The 24,520-nt window shown below is 68.9% G+C and carries 22 protein-coding genes, 2 tRNA genes and 2 pseudogenes; 11 read left to right on the top strand and 15 right to left on the bottom strand.

Annotation, left to right across the window (positions count from 1 at the left end):
• Positions 1-7: 7 nt before the first annotated feature.
• The 7 genes from DFJ65_RS09385 to DFJ65_RS09355 form a co-directional block, all read right to left on the bottom strand.
• Entirely contained in the window at positions 8-1,192 is a 1,185-nt protein-coding gene (locus tag DFJ65_RS09385; protein ID WP_115922801.1) for an O-succinylhomoserine sulfhydrylase, read from the bottom strand.
• A gap of 107 nt (positions 1,193-1,299) precedes the next feature.
• Entirely contained in the window at positions 1,300-2,523 is a 1,224-nt protein-coding gene (locus tag DFJ65_RS09380) for a bifunctional RNase H/acid phosphatase (RefSeq protein WP_115922800.1), read from the bottom strand.
• Positions 2,520-3,260: a zinc ribbon domain-containing protein gene (locus tag DFJ65_RS09375; protein ID WP_115922799.1), complete on the bottom strand. Its 741-nt coding sequence runs from the start codon at positions 3,258-3,260 to the stop codon at positions 2,520-2,522. The genes DFJ65_RS09380 and DFJ65_RS09375 overlap by 4 nt, the downstream gene beginning before the upstream one ends.
• Positions 3,261-3,294: 34 nt before the next feature.
• Positions 3,295-4,182 carry a Nif3-like dinuclear metal center hexameric protein gene (locus tag DFJ65_RS09370; protein ID WP_115922798.1) on the bottom strand — a complete coding sequence of 296 codons (888 nt, stop codon included), beginning with the start codon at positions 4,180-4,182 and terminating at the stop codon, positions 3,295-3,297.
• A 116-nt stretch (positions 4,183-4,298) separates the two neighbouring features.
• Positions 4,299-4,371: transfer RNA gene (locus DFJ65_RS09365), tRNA-Val, on the bottom strand.
• 47 nt (positions 4,372-4,418) lie between these two features.
• Positions 4,419-4,883, bottom strand: coding sequence for a peroxiredoxin (locus DFJ65_RS09360; protein WP_115922797.1), 465 nt, complete (start codon positions 4,881-4,883; stop codon positions 4,419-4,421).
• Between the two features lie 83 nt (positions 4,884-4,966).
• Positions 4,967-5,386 carry a DUF3052 domain-containing protein gene (locus DFJ65_RS09355; RefSeq protein ID WP_115922796.1) on the bottom strand — a complete coding sequence of 140 codons (420 nt, stop codon included), beginning with the start codon at positions 5,384-5,386 and terminating at the stop codon, positions 4,967-4,969.
• A 228-nt stretch (positions 5,387-5,614) separates the two neighbouring features.
• Between DFJ65_RS09355 and aceE the strand changes: the two genes are divergently transcribed.
• Entirely contained in the window at positions 5,615-8,380 is a 2,766-nt protein-coding gene (gene aceE / locus DFJ65_RS09350; RefSeq protein WP_425452976.1) for a pyruvate dehydrogenase (acetyl-transferring), homodimeric type, read from the top strand.
• A 303-nt stretch (positions 8,381-8,683) separates the two neighbouring features.
• Here the strand turns inward: aceE and DFJ65_RS09345 are convergent, their stop codons facing one another.
• Positions 8,684-9,793, bottom strand: a complete 1,110-nt coding sequence (locus DFJ65_RS09345; RefSeq protein ID WP_115922794.1) for a glycerophosphodiester phosphodiesterase — start codon at positions 9,791-9,793, stop codon at positions 8,684-8,686.
• Positions 9,794-9,894: 101 nt separating this feature from the next.
• On the opposite strand from DFJ65_RS09345, the gene DFJ65_RS09340 reads away from it, so the two are divergent.
• From DFJ65_RS09340 to DFJ65_RS09315, 6 genes are all read left to right on the top strand, one after another.
• Complete coding sequence (locus tag DFJ65_RS09340; protein WP_115922793.1) at positions 9,895-11,049, top strand: PucR family transcriptional regulator; 1,155 nt, start codon at positions 9,895-9,897, stop codon at positions 11,047-11,049.
• Positions 11,050-11,129: 80 nt separating this feature from the next.
• Entirely contained in the window at positions 11,130-12,305 is a 1,176-nt protein-coding gene (locus tag DFJ65_RS09335) for an acyltransferase domain-containing protein (protein WP_115922792.1), read from the top strand.
• The gene (locus DFJ65_RS09330) at positions 12,306-13,343 is read left to right on the top strand and encodes a beta-ketoacyl-ACP synthase III (RefSeq protein WP_115922791.1); all 1,038 of its coding nucleotides are present in this window, start codon (positions 12,306-12,308) and stop codon (positions 13,341-13,343) included.
• A gap of 87 nt (positions 13,344-13,430) precedes the next feature.
• Positions 13,431-13,679 (top strand): acyl carrier protein, encoded by a 249-nt coding sequence (locus tag DFJ65_RS09325; RefSeq protein ID WP_115922790.1) that lies wholly within the window; start codon positions 13,431-13,433, stop codon positions 13,677-13,679.
• A gap of 135 nt (positions 13,680-13,814) precedes the next feature.
• Entirely contained in the window at positions 13,815-15,059 is a 1,245-nt protein-coding gene (gene fabF, locus DFJ65_RS09320) for a beta-ketoacyl-ACP synthase II (RefSeq protein ID WP_115922789.1), read from the top strand.
• The gene (locus DFJ65_RS09315) at positions 15,059-16,507 is read left to right on the top strand and encodes an acyl-CoA carboxylase subunit beta (RefSeq protein WP_115922788.1); all 1,449 of its coding nucleotides are present in this window, start codon (positions 15,059-15,061) and stop codon (positions 16,505-16,507) included. Before fabF ends, DFJ65_RS09315 begins: the two co-directional genes overlap by 1 nt.
• 61 nt (positions 16,508-16,568) lie before the next feature.
• On the opposite strand, the gene DFJ65_RS09310 is transcribed toward DFJ65_RS09315, so the two are convergent.
• Positions 16,569-17,081: a DUF3145 domain-containing protein gene (locus DFJ65_RS09310; protein WP_115922787.1), complete on the bottom strand. Its 513-nt coding sequence runs from the start codon at positions 17,079-17,081 to the stop codon at positions 16,569-16,571.
• A 347-nt stretch (positions 17,082-17,428) separates the two neighbouring features.
• A complete protein-coding gene (locus tag DFJ65_RS09305; RefSeq protein ID WP_170144050.1) occupies positions 17,429-18,880 on the bottom strand; it encodes a protein kinase domain-containing protein in 1,452 nt (483 codons plus the stop codon).
• Positions 18,881-19,059: 179 nt separating this feature from the next.
• Between DFJ65_RS09305 and DFJ65_RS09300 the strand changes: the two genes are divergently transcribed.
• Together DFJ65_RS09300 and DFJ65_RS09290 are read left to right on the top strand one after the other, a co-directional pair.
• Positions 19,060-19,133, top strand: a tRNA-Ile gene (locus DFJ65_RS09300).
• Positions 19,134-19,241: 108 nt separating this feature from the next.
• Positions 19,242-19,724, top strand: a pseudogene (locus DFJ65_RS09290) (amino acid permease); the annotation flags it as partial.
• A gap of 15 nt (positions 19,725-19,739) precedes the next feature.
• On the opposite strand, the gene DFJ65_RS18265 reads toward DFJ65_RS09290, so the two are convergent.
• The 3 genes from DFJ65_RS18265 to DFJ65_RS09270 form a co-directional block, all read right to left on the bottom strand.
• Complete coding sequence (locus DFJ65_RS18265; RefSeq protein WP_115922784.1) at positions 19,740-20,771, bottom strand: WS/DGAT domain-containing protein; 1,032 nt, start codon at positions 20,769-20,771, stop codon at positions 19,740-19,742.
• Positions 20,720-21,040 (bottom strand): wax ester/triacylglycerol synthase domain-containing protein, encoded by a 321-nt coding sequence (locus DFJ65_RS18480; protein ID WP_425453025.1) that lies wholly within the window; start codon positions 21,038-21,040, stop codon positions 20,720-20,722. The genes DFJ65_RS18265 and DFJ65_RS18480 overlap by 52 nt, the downstream gene beginning before the upstream one ends.
• 529 nt (positions 21,041-21,569) lie before the next feature.
• Positions 21,570-22,001: an Hsp20/alpha crystallin family protein gene (locus tag DFJ65_RS09270; protein ID WP_115924223.1), complete on the bottom strand. Its 432-nt coding sequence runs from the start codon at positions 21,999-22,001 to the stop codon at positions 21,570-21,572.
• Between the two features lie 150 nt (positions 22,002-22,151).
• On the opposite strand from DFJ65_RS09270, the gene DFJ65_RS09265 reads away from it, so the two are divergent.
• Both DFJ65_RS09265 and DFJ65_RS09255 read left to right on the top strand, forming a co-directional pair.
• Entirely contained in the window at positions 22,152-22,448 is a 297-nt protein-coding gene (locus tag DFJ65_RS09265) for a MerR family transcriptional regulator (RefSeq protein ID WP_170144048.1), read from the top strand.
• A gap of 243 nt (positions 22,449-22,691) precedes the next feature.
• Positions 22,692-23,268: pseudogene (locus DFJ65_RS09255) on the top strand (PP2C family protein-serine/threonine phosphatase).
• A gap of 41 nt (positions 23,269-23,309) precedes the next feature.
• On the opposite strand, the gene DFJ65_RS09250 reads toward DFJ65_RS09255, so the two are convergent.
• Both DFJ65_RS09250 and DFJ65_RS09245 read right to left on the bottom strand, forming a co-directional pair.
• Positions 23,310-23,960, bottom strand: coding sequence for a phosphodiesterase (locus DFJ65_RS09250; protein WP_115922779.1), 651 nt, complete (start codon positions 23,958-23,960; stop codon positions 23,310-23,312).
• 102 nt (positions 23,961-24,062) lie between these two features.
• Entirely contained in the window at positions 24,063-24,464 is a 402-nt protein-coding gene (locus tag DFJ65_RS09245) for an SRPBCC family protein (RefSeq protein ID WP_115922778.1), read from the bottom strand.
• Positions 24,465-24,520 lie beyond the last annotated feature (56 nt).

Genomic DNA, 24,520 nt, shown 5'->3' with positions numbered 1-24,520 from the left:
GGGTTCGTCAGCCCAGTGCGGCAGTGAGGTCGCGGATGATGTCGCCGGTGTCCTCCAGGCCGACCGAGATACGCAGCACACCGTCGGTGATTCCGATCGCGAGGCGGGCCTCCTCCCCCATCCGCCGGTGCGTGGTGGTCGCCGGGTGGGTGATCAACGACTTGGAGTCGCCGAGGTTGTTGGAGATGTCGATCACCTGCAGCGCGTTCATCAACGCGAACGCCTCCGCCTTGCCGCCGGCGAGGCGGAACGTCACGACCGTGCCACCACCGGTCATCTGCCGGCGGGCCAGCTCGTGCTGCGGGTGCGACTCGAGGAACGGGTACCAAACAGCTTCCACCGCAGAGTGATTCGCCAGCGCCTCGGCGACCGCGACGGCCGACCGAGCCATCTGCTCGACCCGCAGCCGCATCGTCTCCAACCCCTTGACGAGCACCCAGGCGTTGAACGCCGACATCGACGGACCGGTGTGACGCAGGAGGTTCTCGACGGGGCCGTGGATGTACTCCTTCGGCCCGAGGATCGCGCCGCCGAGCACCCGGCCCTGACCGTCGATGTGCTTGGTGGCGGAGTAGACGACGATGTCGGCGCCGTGTTCGAGCGGCTTGGAGAACACCGGCGTGCCGAACACGTTGTCGACGACGACCTGCGCACCGACGGCGTGGGCGAGTTCGCTGACGCGGGCGATGTCGATGAGCTCCTGCATCGGGTTGCTCGGCGTCTCGAAGAACACCGCGGCGGTCGGCTTCGACAGCGCCTCCTCCCACTGCGCGAGGTCGGGGCCGTCGACGAACACGGTCTCGACGCCCCAGCGCGGCAGGATCTCGTCGAGGATCACGAAGCACGAACCGAACAGCCCGCGCGCGGCGACGACGCGGTCGCCCGCCCCGAGCAGGGCAGCCAGCGCGGTGAAGACCGCACCCATGCCCGATCCGGTGGCGTAGCAGGCCTGCGCACCCTCGAGCTGGCGCAGACGCTCCTCGAACGTCGCGACCGTCGGGTTGCCGTAGCGGCTGTAGACGAACCGGTCGACCTCGCCGGTGAACGCCCGCTCGGCGTCCTCCGCGCTCTCGTACACGAACCCGGACGTGAGGTAGAGCGCCTCGGAAGTCTCTTCGAAACCGCTGCGCGCCAGGCCTCCACGCACTGCGATCGTGTCGGGGGCGAACCCGTCGTGCGGCTGCTGGTCCATGACGCTCCTACTGCTGATCCACTGCTGATCTACTGCTGACCTACTCCGCTGAGCGGCTCGTGCGGTGTGGTCGATCGACGCACCGCGCGGGCCTGCTGTGCTGCTGCTTACCGTGCTCGCAGGTGGTTCGTATCGTTCACGAAGCTGATCGTGCCGTGGCCGTCGGACCACAGTTCGAGACCTGTGAACGACGCCGGGCCGATCGACAGCATCCACGCGTGGGTGAGGTCGATGCCGAGCAGGTCTGCGAGCACCACCATGATCGGCTTGCGGTGGGACGCGACGACCACCACCCCACCGTCCGGCGCCGACGCGAGCGCCCGGCCGAGCGCACCACGCACCCGCTCCACCAGTTCACGGTGCGTCTCGCCGCCACCGGGCGCCGCATAGGCCTCGTCGTCACGCAGACGCCGGAAGTCCTTGTTCTGCACCAGATCCCGCAGCAGCTCACCGTCCCACTCGCCGAAGTTCTGCTCGTCCCAGTCGGGGTCGACCTCCACCTCCAGACCGCGCGCCCGAGCGGCCGGACGAATGGTGTCCTGTGCCCGCGACAGGTCGGACGCGATGAACCGCACCGGCAGGCTGCCGACCTTGGCGTCGATGCCGGCTGCGACCGCGCGCGCCTGCGCGAGCCCCTCGTCGTTGAGGTCGGGGTTGGGGCCGCCGCGCCCGTCGAGCCGTCCGGTCACGGTGAAGTCGGTGACTGCGTGCCGCACCAGCAGCAGGCGCACCGGGCGCTCACGACCGGCCGACATCCGCTGCGCCTGAACCGGTTCCGCGGCCGCTCCGGCCTCGGCGTCGGCGTCGGCGACGACGTCGGCGGCCGACACCTCGGGTTCTTCGACGTCGACCGCATCCCCGGAATCCGCTGTCTCCCAGAGGTCCTCGCTGATCGACCGGCCGTCCATGCCGTCATTGGAGAGGGCGTCGGCGTCCTTGTTCTTCTCGCGCGGGATCCAGGAGTAGCTCACCGACCCACCGGCCGCCGCGATCGCCTGGGCCACCTCGCGGGCCTCGAGCGCGAGCCGCTTCATGTCCTCGTGCTTGATCTTCCAACGTCCCGACATCTGCTCGACGACGAGTTTGGAGTCCATCCGCACCTCGACCCGGGCACCGGGGTCGATCGCGTACGCCGCGGTGAGACCGGCGATCAACCCGGAGTACTCGGCGACGTTGTTGCTCGCCACGCCGAGTGGTTCGGCCCGCCGGGCGATGATCCGGCCGCTGTCGGGGTCACGGACCAGCGCACCGTAACCGGCAACTCCGGGGTTGCCCCGGGAGCCACCGTCGGCCTCGACGATCAGGGTGCGTTGCCGAGCGGCTCGACTCACAGGCCCGACTCGGAGGTGCGCACGACGATCCGGCGGCAGTCCTCGCAGCGCAGGATCTCGTTCTCGGGCGCGTTGCGGAAACGGGCGAGTTCGGAGGCGTTCAGCTCCAATCCGCAACCACCGCAGCGTCGCTGGGTGAGCGCCGCGGCGGCGAGGCCACCGCACTGCTCGCGCACCTTCTCGTAGAGCCCGAGCAGGTCTGCGCCCAAGCCGGGAGCAACCTGATCGCGCTGTGCCGCAACGGAGTTCGACTCCTTGTCGATCTCGGCGATGGCTTCGTCGCGCTGGTTGGTGAGGCTGACGATCTTCTCGTCGACCTCGGCCTTCTGCGCTTCGCGTCGGGCGAGGGTGGCCCGCAGTTCCTCGGCTCGCTCCATCACGGCGAGTTCTTCGTCCTCGAGCTCGGCCTGGCGGCGGGCGAGGGTCTCGAGCTCGTGTTGCATGCCCTGCAGGTCCTTCGGCGAGCCCTGGCCGGCGTCGAGCCGTTGCTGGTTGCGGGCCGCGCGGTCACGCACCAGTTGCACGGCGTCTTCGGCCTTGGTGATCTCGCGTTCGACGTCCTGGGCGGCGGTGCGGGCGAGCACCACCTCCTCGAAGAGCTCGGCCTGCTGTTTGGTGGCCGTTTCGAGCTCGGCGAGCACCGGCAGCATCCGCTTCTTGTGGGCGAGCTGGGTGAGCCGGGTGTCGAGGGCCTGCAGGTCGAGCATGCGCCACTGCTTGGCGAGGTCGGCGTTCATCGGTCAGCTCCCACTGTGCTCTTGTGTTCCATACCTAGGTCAGGTCGTTCTGCGCGGCCGCCTCGGGTCCGGCGACGAGGAAGTCCCAGGGGTCGGTGCGGATCGTGCAGATGTCGGTGTCAACTGTAAGACCGGTTTCGGCCAGCCGTTCACGCAACCGATCGGCGGCGGCCGCCAACCACAGCGATTCGGTGGCCCAGTGGCCGGCATCGATGAGGTACGGCGTGCCCCCGCGGACTTCCTCCCGTGCTTCGAGCGCCGGGTGGTGGCGCAGGTCTGCCGTGACGTAGACGTCCGCGCCGCTGCGTCGCACGACGTCGAACCGGTCGTCGCCGGCGCCGCCGAGCACCGCAACCCGCCGCACCTGGGCCGCCGGGTCACCACTCACCCGGACGCCGACCGGGGCGCCGGGGAGCTCAGCCGCGAGCCGCTGGGCGAATTCCTTGAGGGTCAACGGTTCCGGCAGGTCACCGACACGTCCGATCGGCTGGCCGTCCTCTTCGTCGAGGGCGTCGCAGCCGTCGGGCAGGCCACAGGCCCCGGCGAGGGCGTCGTTGACGCCGGGACGCGCGACGTCGGCGTTCGTGTGGGCGCAGTAGAGCGCAAGATCCGACACGACGAGCGCGGTGACCGCGGCGCCCTTGGCCGAAGTAGTCGCCACGGAGTGCACGCCGCGCAGGAGCAGCGGGTGGTGGGTGACGAGCAGGTCGACGCCGTCGTCGCGGGCGGCCTCGATCACGGAGAGGGTCGGGTCGACGGCGAACCGCACCCGTTGCACCGGTTGTTCGGGATCGCCGCTGACCAGCCCGACCTTGTCCCACGACGCCGCCGACGCCGATGGGTAGAACTCCTCGAGCGCGGCGACGACGTCCGCGAGTCGGGCCGCGCGATCCGTTTCGGCAGGTTCGGCAGCTGAGGTCATGCGCCCAACCCTAATGTTCGCCCCGACCTCGCACGGGCGAAGGCCGGACGGGGGTGCTCAACAGCAGGAGTGCCAGGAGCCGTGCAAGAAAACGGGAGCCGTTCAAGAAACGGAAGTGGGCCCGGCCGGCCTCGAACCGACGACACCCGCGGTGTAAACGCGGTGCTCTACCAACTGAGCTACAGGCCCTGAACCGCGCACCGTCGGGTGCGCGGTTGGTCAAGGTTAGTGGGGTTTCAGCCGAGGGCCGAAACGGCGTCGTCGTAGCCGGCGAAGTCGCGCGCCTCGCCGGGGGCGTTGACCTGCGTCCAGACGATCTTGCCGGTGGTGTCGACCAGGAAGGTGCCGCGGATGGCCATGCCGGCGTCCTCGTTGAACACGCCGTAGTCCTTGGCGATGGAGCCGTGCGGCCAGAAGTCGGACAGCAGCGGGAAGTCGTAGCCCTGGTCCTCGGCCCACGCACGCTGGGTGAAGATCGGGTCGCAGGAGATGCCGACGACCTGCACCTTGTCGTTGACGAACCGCGAGATGGCGTCGCGGATGGAGCAGAGTTCGCCGGTGCAGATGCCGGAGAACGCGAAGGGGTAGAAGACCAGGAGGGTGGCCTTGTCACCGGTGAGTCCGGTGAGGGTGACTTCCTGGCCGAACTGGTCCTTCGCGGTGAACGCGGGGGCCTGTTCGCCGACCTGCTTTGCAGACATGGAGATGTCCTTTCCGCACTGCGTGCGTGTGATGCCGACGGGTGGTCGGCGGGGGCTGGGTGGGCTGAACGGGTCGCGCCGGTTCAGCGCTGCTTCTGGGTGCCGCCCTGGACGAGCTTGGTGGCGATCCACGCACCGGCCTTCGCGGTGGAGCTCGCCTTGAGCCCGACGGTCTGGGCGGCTTCTTCGATCTCGGCGGCTTCGACGTGGTCGGGGTGGCCCGCCTGGGGCACCATGACGACGAGGAATCCCTTGTCGGCCAACGTGGTCAGTGCATCGACGCAATCGTCGATGAGGTCGCCGTCCCCGTCGCGCCACCACAGCAGGACGGCGTCGACGACTCCGTCGAACTGGTCTTCTTCGAGCGGGGAACCGACGACGGTTTCGACGTTCTCGCGGAGCGCGTCGTCGACGTCCTCGTCCCAACCGATTTCCAGAACGACCTGTCCCTGCGTGAACCCGACCCGGTTCACCCAGGTCCCCTCAACTGCGTCCTTGACCATGTCCCTTTCCCAGTGTGTTCCTCGAGCTCCGACGTCGGTCGGCTGACGACTGGTGCCGCCTCGATGATCCGAGGTTACAGATGGGCACAGTCCATCCGGTTGCCCCGCCCTTTGCAACCTACCGGCCCACGCACCGAACTACCGGAAAGTAACGGGCCTCGCCGGTGCGCGATGAACCTCGGCGGTGTTTGATGGACTTTGCGAATCATGTACGCGAAGGAGCCAATCGTGTCACCAGAACCCACCTCGGGCCCGATCCTCAACGGCCTTCCCTCTCAACTGCCGGACATCGATCCGGAAGAGACGCAGGAGTGGCTCGAGTCCCTGGACGGGATCATCGACGCCGGCGGTCGTAACCGCGCTCGTTACGTCATGCTCAAACTGCTCGAGCGCGCACGCGAGCGCCAGGTGGGCATCCCCTCCCTGACGACCACCGACTACATCAACACCATCCCGCCGGAGTCGGAGCCGTGGTTCCCCGGTGACGAGGAGGTGGAGCGCCGCTACCGCGCGTGGCTCCGTTGGAACGCAGCGATCATGGTGCACCGCGCGCAGCGTCCGGAGATCTCGGTCGGTGGCCACATCTCCACCTACGCCTCGGCGGCCACGTTGTACGAGGTGGGTTTCAACCACTTCTTCCGTGGCAAGGACCACCCGGGCGGCGGCGACCAGGTCTTCTTCCAAGGTCACGCCTCCCCCGGCATGTACTCCCGTGCGTTCCTCGAGGGTCGCCTGACCACCGAGCAGCTGGACGGTTTCCGCCAGGAGCACTCCCACCTCATCGACGGCAAGGCGGCCGGTCTGCCGTCCTATCCGCACCCGCGCAACATGCCCGGGTTCTGGGAGTTCCCGACGGTGTCGATGGGCATCGGCCCGATGAACGCGATCCACCAGGCACAGTTCAACCGTTACCTGCACAACCGCGGCATCAAGGACACCAGCCAGCAGCACGTGTGGGCGTTCCTCGGTGACGGCGAGATGGACGAGCCGGAGTCGCGTGGTCTGCTGCAGTTGGCGGCCGGCGAGGAGCTCGACAACCTCACCTTCGTCATCAACTGCAACCTGCAGCGACTCGACGGCCCGGTGCGCGGCAACGGCAAGATCATCCAGGAGTTGGAGTCGTTCTTCCGCGGAGCCGGCTGGAACGTCATCAAGGCCGTGTGGGGTCGCGGCTGGGACCCGCTGCTCGCGGCCGACCGCGACGGCGCCCTGGTCAACCTGATGAACTCGACGTCCGACGGTGACTACCAGACCTTCCGCGCCAACGACGGAAAGTACGTGCGCGACAACTTCTTCGGCCGCGACCCGCGCACCAAGGCGATGGTCGCCGACTGGTCGGACGAGGACATCTGGTGGCGCTTGAAGCGCGGCGGTCACGACTACCGCAAGGTGTACGCGGCGTACAAGGCGGCGTTGGAGCACCAGGGTCAGCCGACCGTCATCCTCGCCAAGACGATCAAGGGCTACAGCCTCGGCACCCACTTCGCCGGCCGCAACGCGACCCACCAGATGAAGAAGCTGACGCTCGACGACCTCAAGGCCTTCCGCGACTCGCTGAAGATCCCGATCAGCGACGCCGTGCTCGAGGAGAACCCCTACCTGCCGCCGTACTACCACCCGGGTGAGAACGACGAGGCGATCAAGTACATGCGTGACCGCCGCGCGAAGCTCGGTGGTGGGCTGCCGTCGCGGCGCACCACGTCCAAGCCGCTCACCTTGCCACCCGACTCGGCCTACGCGCAGGCGAAGAAGGGTTCGGGCAAGCAGCAGGTCGCCACCACGATGGCGTTGGTGCGGATCCTGAAGGACATGATGCGCGAGAAGGAGTTCGGCAACCGTCTGGTGCCGATCATCCCCGACGAGGCGCGCACCTTCGGCATGGACAGCTTCTTCCCGACGCTGAAGATCTACAACCCGCACGGGCAGAACTACCACTCGGTCGACGCCGAGCTGATGCTCGCCTACAAGGAGTCGCCGCAGGGGCAGATCCTCCACATGGGCATCAACGAGGCCGGATCTGTCGCGGCGTTCACCGCGGCAGGCACCTCGTACGCAACGCACGACGAACCGATGGTGCCGCTCTACATCTTCTACTCGATGTTCGGCTTCCAGCGCACCGGTGACAGCATCTGGGCGGCCGCCGACCAGATGACCCGCGGCTTCCTCGTCGGCGCCACCGCCGGTCGCACCACCCTCACCGGTGAGGGCCTGCAGCACGCCGACGGTCACAGCCTGCTGCTCGCCGCCACCAACCCGGCGATCGTGGCCTACGACCCGGCCTACGCCTACGAGATCGCGCACATCATGCAGGACGGTGTGCGGCGCATGTTCGGTGACAAGCCCGAGAACGTCATCTACTACCTGACGGTCTACAACGAGCCGATGCAGCAGCCCAAGGAGCCCGACGACGTCGACGTCGACGGCATCCTCAAGGGCATCTACAAGCTGTCCGAAGGCAGCTTCGAAGGTGTCGGCGACGACGCCCGCCGGGTGCAGTTGCTCGCCTCCGGTGTCGGTGTGCCGTGGGCCCTCGAAGCACAGCAGCTGCTCAAGGACGACTGGGGCGTCGTGGCCGACGTCTGGTCGGTCACCTCGTGGGGCGAACTGCGCCGCGACGGCCTGGCCGCCGACGAGCACAACTTCCTCCACCCGCAGGAGGAGCCGGTCGTTCCCTACATCACCCAGAAGTTGCAGGGCGCCCCCGGCCCCGTCGTCGCGACGTCCGACTGGATGCGTGCGGTGCAGGACCAGGTGCGTCAGTGGGTGCCGCAGGAGTTCGCCTCCCTCGGCGCCGACGGGTTCGGCTTCTCCGACACCCGCCCGGCAGCGCGACGCTACTTCCACATCGACGGCCCGTCGATGGCGGTGCGTGCGCTGCAGATGCTCGTCGAACGCGGTGAGCTCGACCCGAGCTACCCGAAGCAGGCCGCCGAGAAGTACCAGCTGCTCGACGTGCGTGCCGGTACCTCCGGCAACGCCGGAGGCGATGCATAACTTCTTGCGGCTCCCTCGGCCCTGAGGCCCCCAGCAGTCACTCCGTTCCTGCTGGGGGCCTCAGCCGTTCCGCCGCGTGAGCCTTCCAGCGTGGTCACCGTGGCAGCCACCACTGGCTACTGATGCCTGGGCTGACTCGTTTGATGTTGCTGGGCCTGCCTCGTCTGTGTGGGTAGTAGGTTCGGCGCATGTTCGAGCCCATCACCGCCGACGAGATCGTGCGCACGCAGTTCCGGCGTGGCACGCGCACGACCGGCTAGGCGTGCAGGCGAGCAAACTTTCGCGGGCTCGGCGCTCGACCGGTCAGATGTCGAGGGTGAGCTTGCGCGACAGCACCGCTAGGTCGGGCATGTCGCTGAAGATGCCGTCGAGACCTGTCTTCCACAGCTGCGCGAAGAAGTCGAGGACGCGTCCGAAGTCCGCCGGGTTCGCGCCGGTGCGGTAGTCGACCGGCAGGAAGCTGTTCTCCGCACGCACCGTCCACGGGCACACCTGCAGCCCGTTCGCGTGCGCGTCGGCGACCAGGCTCGTCGGCGAGCCGAGAGTGCCGTCGGCCTTCACCGGGATGACCCGCTTGGTGTCGGGGCCGACGCCGTCGATGTACTTCGCCCAGGCCTTCATGCCGGTGCGCGAGAGCAGTTCGTCGTAGCTGCGGGTGTCGCCGTACGGCTTGCCGGTGGCGGTGGCGAGGAACACCAGCGGAGCCTTCACCTTGAATTTCGTGCGCAGGTCGATGAGGTTCTGCAACTCGAACGACTGCACGAAGACCGGGGCCTTCGGCGCGTCGAGGTGATACTTGCGCAGCAGCGGAACCAGCTTCTCCTCCAACGGCTTTCCCTGGTCGCGGAAGTACGTCGGGTGCTTGGTCTCGGGGTAGACACCGATGCTGCGCCCGAGCTCCTTGGTGAGCTGCTCGCGCAGCTTGAGCACTTCCTCGAAGGTGGGCACCTGCCACAGGCCGTCGTAGACGGTGTTGTGCTGCCGCAGTTCCGGCAGCCGCTCGACGGCACGCAGCGTGCGCAGCTCGGCGAGGGTGAAGTCCTCGGCGAACCATCCGGTGGTGGCCACACCGTCGAGGTTCTTGGTGGTGCGACGCGAGGCGAACTCGGGCCGCTTCGAGACGTCGGTGGTGCCACCGATCTCCGGCTCGTGCCGGCAGACCAGCACGCCGTCCTTGGTGGTCACCAGGTCGGGCTCGATGAAGTCGGCGCCCATGTGGGCGGCCAACGTGTAGGACGCCAACGTGTGCTCGGGTCGGTAACCCGAGGCTCCACGGTGTCCCACGACGATGGGGGTTCCGGGACGGCGTCCGCGGTTGTTGCCGCCGGGGGTGGCGGAGGCGGCGGAAGTGGAGGCGACTACGGCGGAGGCGGCGCCGGCTGTGACGAGGCATGCGAACGTTCGACGGTTCATCCCTCCATGCCAGCGTGTCCGCAGCCGCGGCGGGTGACTACGGGATGACGAATCGCCGAACAGCGATGGTTTGGTGAATGTCCTACAAATAGGGTGGAGCGATGACCGCCGCGGAGAACACCCATCGCCGACTCCAGGCGGCTGCCGGCGCGATGGCGACCACCGCCGTGCAGCGGATGGAGGACGAGCTGCCGTGGTACCGCGCGCTGCCCGCCGAAGAACGCTCCTGGGTCGGCATGGTGGCGCACGCGGGCATCGCCGCGTTCATCGCGTGGCACGCCGAACCGCACGAACTGCCGCCGATCGCCGCCGACGTCTTCGGCACCGCGCCGCGTGAGCTCGCCCGGTCGATCACCCTGCAACACACCCTCGACCTGGTGCGCACCACGGTCGATGTCGTCGAGAAGACGGTGCCGACCCTGGCCGACCCGCCCGAACAACCCGAACTCCTCGCCGCGGTGCTCACCTACTCGCGTGAGGTCGCGTTCGCCTGCGCCCAGGTGTACGCGCAGGCGGCCGAGACCCGCGGCGCGTGGGACGCCCGGCTGGAGTCGCTGGTGATCGACGCGGTGTTGCGCGCCGAGGCCGACGACTCCTTGCGTTCGCGGGTGTCGGCGCTGGGTTGGGACGACGTCAAGGACATCGTGGTCATCGCCGGAAACGCGCCGCGGGGCGCGGCAACCGAGACCGTCGACGCGATCCGGCGGGTCGCCCTGCGGATCGGCGCCGAGGCGCTCGCTGCGGTGCAGGGACGGCGCCTCATCGCGATCCTCGGCAATGTCGCCGACCCGATGTCGGTGGCTGCCGACCTCGCCGATCTGTGGGGTGACGGGCCCGTGGTGGTCGGTCCGTTGGTGCCGCACGTGTTCGCCGCCGGCCGCTCCGCCCGCGCTGCCCAGTCGGGATTCACCGCGGCGGCCGCCTGGCCGAGCGCGCCGCGTCCGTGTCATGCCGACGAGTTGCTCGCCGAGCGCGCCTTGGGCGGTGACCAGCGGGCCCGCCGCCAACTCACCGACCGGGTGTCCGACGCGCTGAAGGTGCGGGCCAGCGCCCGCGACACGGTCACCGCATTCCTGGAGTGCAACAGCCTCGAAGCCACCGCACGCGCCCTGTTCGTGCACCCCAACACGGTGCGATACCGCCTGGGAAAGTTCGAGGAGGACAGCGGATTCGACATCACCGGCGCCCGCGATGCGTTCGCCGTCCGGCTCGGGATGATGTACGCCGCACTGCCCGGCACGCCCGACCGTCGTTGACGATTCCTCCAAACTCGTTCCGGCGATCTTCGTCGGATTCGGTGACCGTCCCGGCGGGCGGTGCACGGGAGAGTTGAATCGTGCTCGCAATCGTCTGCCCTGGACAGGGCTCCCAGACCCCCGGCTTCCTTGCCCCCTGGCTCGAGCTTCCCGGCTTCCGCGACCGCCTCAGTTGGCTGTCCGCCGTGGCCGCGATCGACCTGGTCGAGCACGGGACGACCTCCGACGCCGACACCATCAAGGACACCGCCGTCGCGCAGCCGCTGATCGTCGGCGCCGGCCTCGTGTCGCTGCTCGCCCTGTTCAGCCACCCCGCCGACGGCTTCCGTGTCGTCGGGGCGGGCGCCGGCCACTCGGTCGGTGAGATCACCGCCGCGTCCGCCGCCGGTGTGCTGTCGGCCGAGCAGGCGATGGTGTTCGTGCGCGAGCGCGGCAACGGCATGGCCGCGGCGAGCGCCGTCCGCCCGACCGGCATGTCGGCCGTCGTCGGCGGCGACGAGGCCGAGGTGATCGCCACGCTCGAGAAGCACGGCCTCACCCCCGCCAACCGCAACGGCGGCGGCCAGATCGTCGCGGCCGGCACCGCCGAGCAGCTCGACGCGCTCAAGGCCGACCCGCCCACCAAGGCCCGCGTGATCCCGCTCGCGGTGGCCGGCGCCTTCCACACCGAGCACATGGCCCCCGCCGTCGCCAAGCTCGGTGGTTACGCGCGCGCGATGTCGACGCACGACCCGCGGGTGCCGATCGTGTCGAACAAGGACGGCCAGGTCGTGCACAGCGGCGTCGAGGTGCTGCGCCGCCTCGTCACCCAGGTGAGCAGCCCGGTGCGCTGGGACCTCACGATGGAGACGTTGAAGTCGATGGGCGTCACCGGGATCATCGAGATCCCGCCGGCCGGCACGCTCGTCGGCCTCGCCAAGCGCGGTCTGCCGGGCGTCGAGACGCTCGCGCTCAAGACTCCCGCCGATCTCGAGGCCGCCCACCGCATGCTGCGCGAGCACGGCGAGCCGCGTCAGGCGATGGACCCGACCTGGCGTCTGGTCATCTCCCCCGCCAAGGGCACCGTCAAGATCGCCGACCTCACCGCCGGCGACACCGTCGAGCCGGGCTCCGAGGTCGCTTCGGTCACGACCCTGCGCGACTCCTCCCCCGTCACCGCGCTGCACGGTGGCCAGGTCGTCGAGTGGCTGGTGTCCGATGGTGACCCCGTCGCACCCGGTCAGCCGATCCTTCGTCTCTACCCCACGGAGCTGTAGATGGTTTCCCCCAAGAACACCGGCACCCTCGTCGCACCGGAGGGCGCCAAGCACGCGCGCATCCTCGGTGTCGGCGGCTACCGCCCCGAGCGGGTCGTCACCAACGAGGAGGTCTGCGAGTTCATCGACTCCTCCGACCAGTGGATCCGGGAGCGGTCGGGCATCATCACCCGCCGCATCGCGAACGAGCAGGAGACGGTCACCTTCATGGCCGAGGCGGCCGCGCGCAACGCGATCGAGAACTCCGGCATCGAGCTCGCCCAGATCGACGCTCTCCTCGTCGCCACCGTCACCCACCCGTTCCAGACCCCCGCGGCTGCCCCGCTGATCGCGACAAACCTGGGGCTCAACGGGATTCCCGCCTTCGACATCTCGGCGGCGTGCGCCGGTTACTGCTACGGCATCAGCCTCGCGAACGACATGGTGCGTTCGGGCAGCGCCCGTAACGTGTTGGTCGTCGGCGTCGAGAAGCTGTCCGACTTCACCGACAAGTACGACCGCGGCACCGCGTTCATCTTCGCCGACGGCGCCGGTGCGGCGGTCGTCGGTCCGTCCGACACCCCCGGCATCGGCCCGACCATGTGGGGTTCGGACGGCGAGCACTGGACGACCATCCAGCAGCGTCGGTCGTGGCTCGAGGTGCGCAGCGACTGGGCCGAGCAGCCGGAAGACGAGCGCACTTGGCCCTCGATCGGCATGGCCGGCCAGTCGGTGTTCCGGTGGGCCGTGTGGGGCATGGCGCCCGTCGCCCAGAAGGCGCTCGAAGCCGCCGGCATCACCGCCGACGACCTCGACGCGTTCATCCCGCACCAGGCGAACATGCGGATCATCGACGCGATGATCAAGCAGCTGAAGTTGCCGGCCGACATCCCCGTCGCTCGCGACATCGCCGAGCAGGGCAACACCTCGGCCGCCTCGATCCCGTTGGCGACCGAGCGGATGTTGCGCGAGGGCGAGGCGCCGCACGGCGGTCTCGCGCTGCAGATCGGATTCGGCGCCGGGCTCGCCTACGCGGCCCAGGTCGTCGTCCTCCCCTAAGACCCCCGTCGGCTCGGCGGGACAACCGGGTCAGCCCAGTTCCCTTGAAAATCAAGGGAATACACACCAAACAAGGAGTTCACCAAGATGGCACAGAGCGACCAGGAAATTCTCGAGGGCCTCGCTGAGATCGTCAACGAGGAGACCGGCCTCGACGTCAAGGAAGTGCAGCTCGACAAGTCCTTCACCGAGGACCTCGACATCGACTCGCTGTCGATGATGACGATCGTCGTCAACGCCGAGGAGAAGTTCGGCGTGCGCATCCCCGACGACGAGGTGAAGAACCTCAAGACCGTCGGCGACGCCGTCGAGTACATCAAGAACGCCCAGGGCTGACGGCGGTTCCACCGCACCGGGTGGGTCGGAGGGACCAGCGACCGCCGACCCACCCCGCCCGGGATCAGGCACCGCACCACGGATGCCGTCCATCACCCGCACCACGCGCCACCAATCACGAGGAGTTCGCACCCCATGAGCGCAGACACGCGCATCGTCGTCACCGGAGTCGGCGCCACCACACCACTGGGTGGCACGGCGGTCGAGACGTGGGACGCACTGCTGGCCGGACGATCCGGAGCCCGCACCATCGAGGCCGACTGGGTGCAGCAGTACGAGCTGCCGACCACGTTCGCCGCCTCGATCGCCCAAGACCCCGCAGAGGTTCTGGCCCGCGTCGAGACCCGCCGGATGGACCCGTCCGCCCAGTACGCACTCATCGCGACGCGCGAGGCATGGGCCGACGCCGGCACCCCGGAGGTCGACCCCGAACGCCTCGGTGTCGCCATCGGCACCGGCATCGGCGGCGTCCACACCCTCCTTTCCCAGTACGACGTGCTGAAGGAGAAGGGCGCGCGGCGCATCTACCCGCTCACCGTGCCGATGCTGATGCCGAACACCGCGTCGGGCAATGTCTCCCTCGAACTCGGTGCCCGTGCCGGCGCCCACACCACCGTGTCGGCCTGCGCCTCCGGCGCCGAAGCAATGGGTTACGCCGCAGAGATGATCCGCGCCGGCCGCGCCGACGTCGTCGTCGCGGGTGGCACCGAAGCCGCCATCCACGCGCTCACCATCGGTGGCTTCAGCGCGATGCAGGCGCTGTCGAAGCGCAACGACGACCCGGCCGCCGCGTCTCGCCCCTACGACAAGGACCGCGACGGTTTCGTGATGGGTGAGGGGGCCGCCGTCATCGTGCTCGAGACCTACGAGCACGCCAAGGCCCGCGGCGCGAAGATCTACGCCGAACTCGCGTCCGTCGGCGTGTCGGCCGACGCCCACCACATCACCGCACCCGAGCCCGAGGGCGCGGGAGCGAGCCGCGCAATGACCGAGGCCGTCGAGCGAGCCGGTCTGACCCTCAAGGATGTTGCCCACATCAACGCGCACGCGACGTCGACCCCGGTCGGCGACATTGCGGAGTCGAACGCGATCCGCCGCACCTTCGGCGACGCCACCGACGGCATCTGCGTCACCGCCACCAAGTCGATGACCGGACACCTGCTCGGAGCGGCCGGCGCGCTCGAGGGCGTGCTGACCATCTTGTCGGTGCACCACCGCCTCGTGCCCGCCACGATCAACCTCGACAACCCCGACCCGGACATCGTGCTCGACGTCGTCACGGGCGAGGCGCGCAAGCTGCCTGACGGCGACATCGCCGCCCTCAACAACTCCTTCGGGTTCGGCGGCCACAACGTGGCCATGATGGTGAAGAGCGTCTGATGGCACGTCAACCCAACGAAGCATCCGCGTCGGCATCGGCCGCCTCCAAACCCAAGGTCGACCGCGCAGACGACCCCCGAAACCCGCGCAAACGGCTGGAGCAGTTCTTCGACGAGGGCTCGGTCGAACTCATCACGGCCGAGGACACCACCGGCGTGCTGTCGGCCGTCGGCACCGTCGACGGCACCAAGGCCGTCGCATTCGCCTCCGACGCCACCATCCAGGGTGGCGCGATGGGCGTGGAGGGCTGCAAGGCGATCCTGGTGGCCTACGAGCGCGCGCTCGCCGACGAGGTGCCGGTGGTGGGCCTGTGGCACTCCGGTGGCGCCCGCCTCGCCGAGGGTGTCGTGTCGCTGCACGCGGTCGGTGAGGTCTTCGCGATCATGACCCGCGCGTCGGGCAAGATCCCGCAGATCTCGGTCGTCATCGGCCCCGCCGCCGGCGGCGCCGCCTACGGCCCGGCCCTCACCGACATCGTCATCCTCGGCCCCGACGGACGCGTGTTCGTCACCGGCCCCGACGTCGTGCGGTCGGTCACCGGCGAACAGGTCGACGCGCTGCGACTCGGCGGCCCCGAGCCGCACGGTCGCCGCTCGGGCGTCGTCCACGTCGTTACCGAGACCACCGAGGAGGCCTACGAACGTGGCCGCCAACTGGTGGATCTGCTTGCCGCACAAGGCGAGATGGACCTCGCCTCGGTGGAGGACCGCGACCTTGCGGCCACCCTCCCCGCGTCGGCGAAGCGCGCCTACGACGTGCACCCGCTGATCGCCGACCTGCTCGACACCGACTCCGCCCCGTTGGAGCTCCACCCGCGCTGGGCGCCGAACATCGTCACCACGCTGGGTCGACTCGGTGGGCGCACCGTCGGTGTGATCGCCAACAACCCGATGCGTCTGGGCGGCTGCCTCGACTCCTCGAGCGCGGAGAAGGCCGCCCGCTTCGTGCGGATGTGCGACGCGTTCGGCGTGCCGTTGGTGGTGCTCGTCGACGTGCCCGGCTACCTGCCCGGCGTCGGCCAGGAATGGGACGGCGTGGTGCGTCGCGGCGCGAAACTGCTGCACGCGTTCGCCGAGGCCGTCGTGCCGCGGGTGACGCTCGTGACCCGCAAGACGTACGGCGGCGCCTACATCGCGATGAACTCCCGCTCGCTCGGCGCCACCAAGGTGCTCGCTTGGCCCGACGCCGAGATCGCGGTCATGGGCCACGTCGCCGCCGTCCGCATCCTGCACCGTCGTCGCCTCGCCGAGGTCGACGAAGCCGAACGCACCGCGGTGGAGAACCAACTCGCGCAGGAGCACGCCGTGCTCGCCGGCGGCCTGCCGCGCGCCATCGAGATCGGCGTCATCGACGGCACCGTCGAACCTACCGGCACCCGCAGCGCGCTGGCCGCGGCGATTGCGGAGGCACCCGCCCGTCGCGGAGACCACGGCAACATCCCGTTGTAAACGGCATGAACCCGGCCCCGGTCACCGTCGCGGTGGCCGGGGCCAAGTCATTGCTGCGCTGTCAGCTCACGCGGTGCAGCCAACGGACGGTGGCGCCGTCCCCGGCGTAGCGGAAGGGTTCGAGCTCGGCGTCCCAGGCGACGCCGAGCAGTTCGGCCATCTCGGCACGGAACAGTTCGGGGTCGCCCTTGCTGGCGGCCAGCGCCGAGCGGAGCCGGTCTTCGTTGACGACGGCGTCGCCGTTGGCGGAGGTCCAGGTGTGGTGGATGCCGAGCGAGGGCGTGTGCGACCAGCGCGAGCCGTCACAGCCCGGGCTCGGCTCCTCGGTGATCTCGAAGCGCACGTGGTCCGATCCGCGCAGCGCGCTGGCGAGCTTGGCACCGGTGCCGGGCTCCCCCATCCACGACAGTTCGGTGCGCACGAGTCCGGGCGCCATCGGTTGCGGCGTCCAGTCGATGCGGACGGCCGAACCCAGCACGTTCTCCAGCGCCCAGCTGATGTGGGGGCACAACGCAGTAGGGGTCGAGTGAACGAACACGACCCCGCGCGTGACACGCGAATTCACCGCAGACATCCGAGCCTCCTAGCTGTGCGAGGGACGTCTTCCCCAACGGCCTCGCGTGGCCCGATATCAACGGTGCTGAGTTGTGCGTTCATTGTGCCCCATTTTCGCCACATCCGCACCACCGGGCACAGGAGAAACGCCGAGCGTCGCTCGAAAAACACTGTGGGACAACAGACTCGGCCGGGATGGGCCGTCCGCAACCGGAGAATGTCTCCAGGGCATGAAAGAGCCCGGGTCGTGGGACACAGGGAGGAGGGGTACGACCCGGGCTACTTGAGAAGAACGCTACGCGCCGTTCCTGGGAACAACCTGGGACCGACCGGGGACTTGCGTGCGGATCGCCGCGTGGGGACTCGTCAACGCCGCTTCGCGATGGTCGTGCCGATCACCGGAAGATGCAGGAAGCCCACGATGCCGCACAGCACCGCACCCGCCGCAATGTGCAGTTGGCTGAAGTCGGTGTCGCCTCCGGTGATGGTGCCGAGGCCCGCCGCCCAGAGCAACCCGGCGATGAGGCTCAGGACCAACGCGACGATCGAGCACGCGATGTGCCCCTTCCCGAGCGCCTGCGGGATGCCCAGTGCGCCGACGATCAGGGTGACCACCAGCAACATCTCGGCGATCCCGCCCGAGGTCGGGTCGGAGGAGTACGACGCCTCGGCGAGTTCGAGCCCGAAGGCCGACCAGGACTGCCCGTTCAAGGTCGCCCACGCCAGGTACAGGCTGAGGATCACCAGCAGCGACAACGCAATCCACGCCCAGCCCAGACCTTTCGCGAGCGGACTTGCCGGCCCGGCGTTCTTCTTCGGCGGCTGGTAGACCGACTGCGCGTACGGCGGTGAGATCGGCCCGCCCGCGAGAGGTCCGGACTGGGGTCGGTAGCCCTGGGGGCCGCCGATCGGCCCGCTGGTGTGCCTCCCACCGTGTCCCCCGCCCTGCCCCCCGCCCGGCGCGGCGTACGGCGCGGTGAACGCCTGTTGGTGCGTCGACGCGCTACCGGTGCCGGGCTGACGCAACTCGCGGGCGAACGCAGCCACCCCGGCCGGGCGCTGCGCGGGGTTCTTGGCGAGCCCGTGCATCACGGCGTTCCGGATCGCCGCAGGAGTGTTCGTCGACAACGGGGGCGGCGGCTCGTTGACGTGCTTCATCGCGAGCGTCACCGCCGAGTCGGCCTGGAAGGGACGCCGTCCGGTGAGCGCCTCGTAGGCGACGACCGCCAGTGAGTAGAGGTCTGCCTGCCCGTCGACGTGGTGCCCCAGGGCCGCCTCCGGCGGGAGGTACTGGGCGGTGCCCATCACCTCACCCGTCCGCGTCATCTTCGCCTCGCCGAGGGCACGGGCGATACCGAAGTCGGTGATCTTCACCTGACCCTTGTCGGTGATGAGGATGTTCGCGGGCTTGACGTCGCGGTGCACGACGCCCGCCTCGTGGGCCGCCTCGAGACCGTCGGCGGCCTGGCCCACGAGCGAGACGACCTGCGCCGGCGGCAACCCGCCGGGGTGCTGGTCGATCATCGAGGCGAGGGAGGTGCCGCGCACGTACTCCATCACGAGGTAGTCGGTGTCGGCGTCGCGACCGAAGTCGTGCACCTGCGCGATGTTCGCGTGGCTGAGCCGAGCCGCGGTGCGCGCTTCCTGATGGAACCGACGGGCGAACTCGGGATCTTCGGCCAACTCGCGGCGGATCACCTTCACCGCAACGGTGCGGTCGAGCACGTCGTCGTGCGCGATCCAGACCTCGCCCATCCCGCCACCGGCGATTCGTGAACGCATCGCGTAGCGCCCACCGAGCATGGTCCCGACGTCCACGACGTCTCCCTCCGATCGATTGTGTTCAAGCATGCCGCAGTGCGTGCGACGTTGCCGACACCGGACCGGCTCCGCTTGCGTGTCGGGCAGATCCACCCGATCGGCATGTGCGCGGCTCACCACTGCGGTCGGACGGGTAATCTCTGGGGGCCGGTGTTTGCGAGATGCAACGCCGGCGCGGGGCGGTAGCTCAGCCGGTCAGAGCAGCGGACTCATAATCCGTCGGTCCTGGGTTCAAGCCCCAGCCGCCCTACAGTGTTTGTGTAGGACTTCGCCTGATGCTTGACATTCGGGCTTCACCTGATGTCTGACGGTGTTTCGGGTGATGCTTGACAGTTGCTTCGGCTGATCCTCGCCGATCCAGATCGCCGTCTTCGCCTTCGTCGGCCTCGAGCTGGTCGGGACGACCGCCGCCGAGACCAAGAACCCCGAGCGCACGCTGCCCAAGGCCATCAACTCGATCCCGATCCGCATCATGCTCTTCTACGTCGGTGCATTGGTCGTGATCATGGCCGTCACCCCGTGGCGAAACATCGTGGCCGACAAGTCCCCGTTCGTGGGCATGTTCACCCTAGCCGGTCTGGGCATCGCGGCGTCGGCGATCAACTTCGTCGTACTGACCTCGGCGGCGTCCTCCACGATCTGCGGCATGTACTCGACCTCGCGGATGATCTACGGGCTGGCGCTCGAGGGTGATGCACCGTCCCGACTCAGCCGGCTGACGAAGCGAAGCGTGCCCGCCCCGGCGCTGGTCTTCTCGTGCACCTTCCTGCTCGGCGGCGTCGCGCTGCTGTATGCCGGGTCCTCGATCATCCAGGCCTTCACGCTGGTCACGACAATCTCGGTCTGTCCCCAACCCTCAACCCGGCGCCAGCACGCTGCTGCGTCCAGCTGATCCACCGATCAAAGCAGTGAGCTCCTCGTCCAACAGGTCTGTCAGCAAAGCCTGCTCGGGCACGATGTCCGGATCGGCGACGACCGGGACGACGAGCCGCCCGGCGTACGAGAGGACGTCGAAGCACACTCCGACGTTGCCCGGAGTGACAGCCGCGGGAATCACCGTTCCGACCCGGTGCCCGGCGAAATGCACGGCCGACTCGGGGCCATGGATGTTCGTGACGAAGGTGTGCACCAGCCGCTGGTGGTCGATGAAGAGCTGAAAGACGCCCAGCGCGCCCAAGGTCCGGAAGACCGCGCCCATCGGTCCGGCGGAGGCGCCCCGCGAGGCGCCGCGGCGGCCGCTGGACATGGCGGCAATGGCACGCAGTCGCGCATCCGGGTCGGTAAGCAGCGGGATCGCCAGGGGACGGACCCCTGTGCGGTTGCCCAATTCGCCGCCGGTGGCCTCTCGCCGTGCGGAGATCGGCACTGACACGACCAGTTCGCCGGGCCGCTCCCCGCGCCGCCGAAGAACGGTAGCCATCGGCCCGGTGACGCCGCTGAGCACGACGCCGTTGAGGGTGCAGTCCCGGGCGTGAGCAAGATCGAGCACGCCGCCCAAGGGCACCTCGATGGTGGTCAGCCGCCGGCGCGGGCCGGTGGGACGGTTCAGCGAGGTGCGCGCGGCGAAGGTCGGTCGCCCCGCACCCAACCCGAGTTCGCGAAGCCCGTGGCGAGAGGCGCGCAGGCCGCTTCTCGTCTTCGTGAGGGCGCCGACCCGCTCTCGCCAGGTCGCGGCGGCCACGGACCGCCACCGCGGCAGCGGACGCGGGAAGGCGTCGGCGATGGGGTCCGTGCCCTCGTCGGCGAGCGCCGTTAGTACGGCGAGTCCGCCGACCCCGTCGGTGAGCACGTGGTGCATCACCAGGATGAGCGCCGCTCGATCGTCCGACGGACCCGTCACCCACCGGGCGGCCCAGAGCGGCTGGTGTCCGGGCAAGGGTGTGCACACCAGTCGGCGGCCACTGCCAGGACCTGTTCGTCAAATCGCCCGGCACCCGCTGAACCCGGCGCAGTCGGCAGCACCGTCTCGGACAGGTGGCGACCCAGGTCGAAGTCTGGTTGGTCCACCCACACCGGCCGCCCACAGCCGGGCGGTGTTCCCTGGAGCCGCTGGCGCAGCCGCCGCACCCGTGGAATTCGTTCTGCAAGAGTGGAACTCACCGTAACGAAGTCGAGATCGGAGGTCGCCTCGACAACGAGGACTGCGCCGATGTTCACCGACACACACGAACGGTGGCCCCGGTCCGATGACCGGGACCCCGCCCGAGGAAAACTGTCGTCCGGCCCGCATCACTGTGTGCCGTTCGGGCCCTGGCGCCGCATGCACGATCTCGCGCGCCCCTGCCGGAAACCGCGGGCGAAGCGCACAGTCACCTCGCTGTATCGATCGATGGCTCCGGGATCCCCCTGGCATCCTGGATGCCGTCGCTTCAGCCCGTGAACGGCGGTGAACGTTGCCGTACCCATTCCCCGCTACCCGGGCGTCGTGCGCGCGGCGGCCGATGCGCCTCTCCCCCGCGATGGCCGCCTCGGGAGCCTGTCCCGCCCGGGACGCAGCGGTCGTCGAACCCGCGGTCGCCCGGCGGCCCGGCCGGACACTCGCGCCACTCGGCCGTGACAAGCGCGTCGAACTCAGCCTGGACCAACTCGTCGTCGCCGCAGACCAACTCGATGAACTGCTCCTCGAGCGCCGAGGCTGACAGGCGCTCTGCGTCAGCTAGCACCCCCATGTTGCCGCCTCCGCTGATCAGGCGTTGATCGCCTGTCGGCCCGTGTCCTTGGTGGCCACCGCGATCTTGCGGGGCTTCGCCCGCTCGGCGACCGGGATCTCCAGAGTCAGGACACCGCTGTCGTAGCTGGCGCTGATCTGTTCGGTGTCCAGGTTCTCGCCGAGGATGAGTTGCCGGCTGAACACCCCGCGCGGCCGCTCGGCAGCGAGCATTTCGACGTCACCGCCGCGGACCGGGCGTTCGGCCTTCACCGTGACGACATTGCGCTCCACGTCCAGATCGATCGACTCCGGGTCGACGCCCGGAAGGTCGAACTCGACGTGGAAGGTGTCTCCGTCCCGCCACGCGTCCATCGGCATCATCGACGGTCGCGCCGGCGTCCCATCAGCGCCGAACACCTGCCGGCTGAGTCGGTCCAGCTCACGGAACGGGTCTGTGCGCATCAGCATCGTTTCCACCTCCATGACCCCTGTTCTCTCGGATGCTCCGATGTGTGGCCATGGATCGCGCTCGACGCGATCTATGGCGTGCGCTATAGATCCCGTTCTAGCACTGCTGTCATACTTACGCAAGATGAAAATTCTGAACCGAGGACGAGGGTGAGCGTCGTGTCGTCTCGAGTGGAACCAGACCCGGCTTACGGGATTTCAGCAGCAGCAGAATTGGTCGGCACGGGCGTCCAGAACCTGCGCGCCTACGAAGCCCGAGGTTTGCTCTCCCCCGACCGAACGCCCGGCGGCACCCGGCGGTACGGCACGGACGACCTGGACCGCTTGAGACGTATCGGGAAGCTCCTGGCGGACGGACTCAACCTCGCCGGAGTTGCCATGGTGCTGGACCTGCAGGATGAGAACACACGACTGCGCGCCAGAAGCGCAACCGGCAGTGAGAAGTAACGCGGCACAGAACCGAACAGGCGGCACACCGACCTGTACGAGTGGGCCCAGCGCACACGCCAGTCGAGCGTTGCCGCAGAGATCCAACAGCGACTCCTGCCTGAAGCTCGCACCTGCGAGGCGGGGGCATTCACGCTTTCAGCCTGGTTGGAGCCCGCCGCCGAGATCGCGGGCGACACCTTCGACTACAGCCTGGCCCGGGACGAGTTCCACCTGTCATTGACCGATGCCAGGGGCCACGGTGTGAAAGCGGCCCTGACCGCCACCCTGTGCGTGAGCGGGTTACGGGGCGCCCGGCGACGAGGCGCGTCCCTGGTGGAACAGGCGAAGGACACCAACGCCGCCGTCGCGACAAGCACCGACGAGGACTTCGTCACGGGGCTGATTGGGCGCTTGGACCTGGAATCGGGAGCGCTGGAGGTGATCAACGGGGCATGTGGCCCCCTTCCTCCTGCGCGACGGGCAGGTCACCAGCGTGGACCTGCCCGTCGATCTACCGTTCGGACTCTTCCCTGATGCGGCGTACCAGAGCACGACGATCACGCTGGAGCCCGGTGACAGGCTGGTGTTGGTCACCGACGGCATGCTCGAGCGCAACGCTGCCAACCTCGAAATCACCTCGGTGGTGCGCGCGACCCGGACGCTGCACGACCGCGAGGCCGTCCGCGAGCTGGCCGATGGGGTGTTGCGGGCCACAGGTCGGGAACTCATGGACGATGCCACGATCCTCATGGTGGACTGGCACGGTGGGCACGGCCGGGAAAGGCACGCTCCGTCGGGCGCGGACTCGGTCCCCGACGGCCTGAGGCCCACCGGTTGAGCCGATTGCTCGGGCGACCCGCCTGACGGTTGAGGCGGCGCTCAGGAAGCGCCGCTGCGTCCGGCCCGGTAGGCGGGCTCGCGCAGGGCGGTGACCCAGCCGTACTGCGTGGTTCCGGGCAGCTGATTGAGCACCGGGTCGAAGCGGATCTTCTGGTCCTCCTCGCGCCAGTCGACAGTGAGCTGCCCCACCGTGCGCCACGGGCCGCCGACGTGGCCGACGGACAGTTCGTAGGAGACCGGTAGCCCGGACGCAGTCGGGCCGGCACTCGGGACCAGCCGCAGCAACAAGGACCCGCCCGGGGTCGATACGGGCAGCAGGGTGGTCAAGCAGCCGTGCTGTCCGGGCCGGCGGGCAACGAGCGCATGCCGGGAGATGACCCCGTCGCCGGTACTGGCGAAGAGCACGTCCGCTACGACCCCACCAAGGTCCAGGCGAAGCGCCAGCCCTTCGATGTCCGCGGCACCTGGCGGCAGTCCCATCGCGCGGGACCAACGCACGATGACGTCGTGCTCGGCCGGCTCGTCGAGGAGCGGCACTTCCGTGGCGGCGCCGCCCTCGATGTGCAATCGGCCCGCGCCCATGATGCCGACCGGGTGCAACGGTTTCGTGTGCCGGATCCGTGCCGTGACCACCGCGCCCACCGCGAGTGCGGCCCCGGGGACGGCGCCGAGGGCGCGTTGCACAAACACTGGAGTAGTCACTGCCCCATCTTGACCCAGTCGGGGTCCAGGTGTCCGTCGCGAGCCGCCGGGACCGGACCCGGGACGGCCTTGCATGACCGACCACCGACCTCAACGTCTGACCAGGCGGTGCAGGGCCACGGCGGAGGCGAGCGCATACCCATGGACGACGAGCGGCGGACCGCTCACCTCCAAGCCGGTGCGGCTACCCGCGGCCTGGTCCTCGACGGTGTGCACGAGACGCATCGACAGGCCGAGCGGCTTCACCGCCCACACCCAGCGGCGCTCGTCCGGATCGACCTGCTCGATCCGGAACGGGACGCGCACACCGCCGATTGCGTGCACCATCCCTGCCGTACCGGCGCGGATGGTCCGGTGCGGGTAGTCGACCGACCGGATCTGCGGAGACCAGGACGACCACGTCGCCGGGGTGATGTAGCGCTGCCACACGATGTCGGGAGCAGCGTCACCGCTGACGTTGATGCGAGCGGCGGTGGGACGGGGAAACTTCATCGATGCAGTGTGTCGCGTCCGGTGGATTCGAAGTGGGCTGCGAGCGTGCACTAGCG

Source organism: Calidifontibacter indicus (assembly GCF_003386865.1).
Classification (GTDB): Bacteria; Actinomycetota; Actinomycetes; order Actinomycetales; family Dermatophilaceae; genus Yimella; species Yimella indica.
The sequence above is the reverse complement of the archived record's forward strand: the minus strand, read 5'-3'. Positions and strand labels throughout refer to the sequence as shown.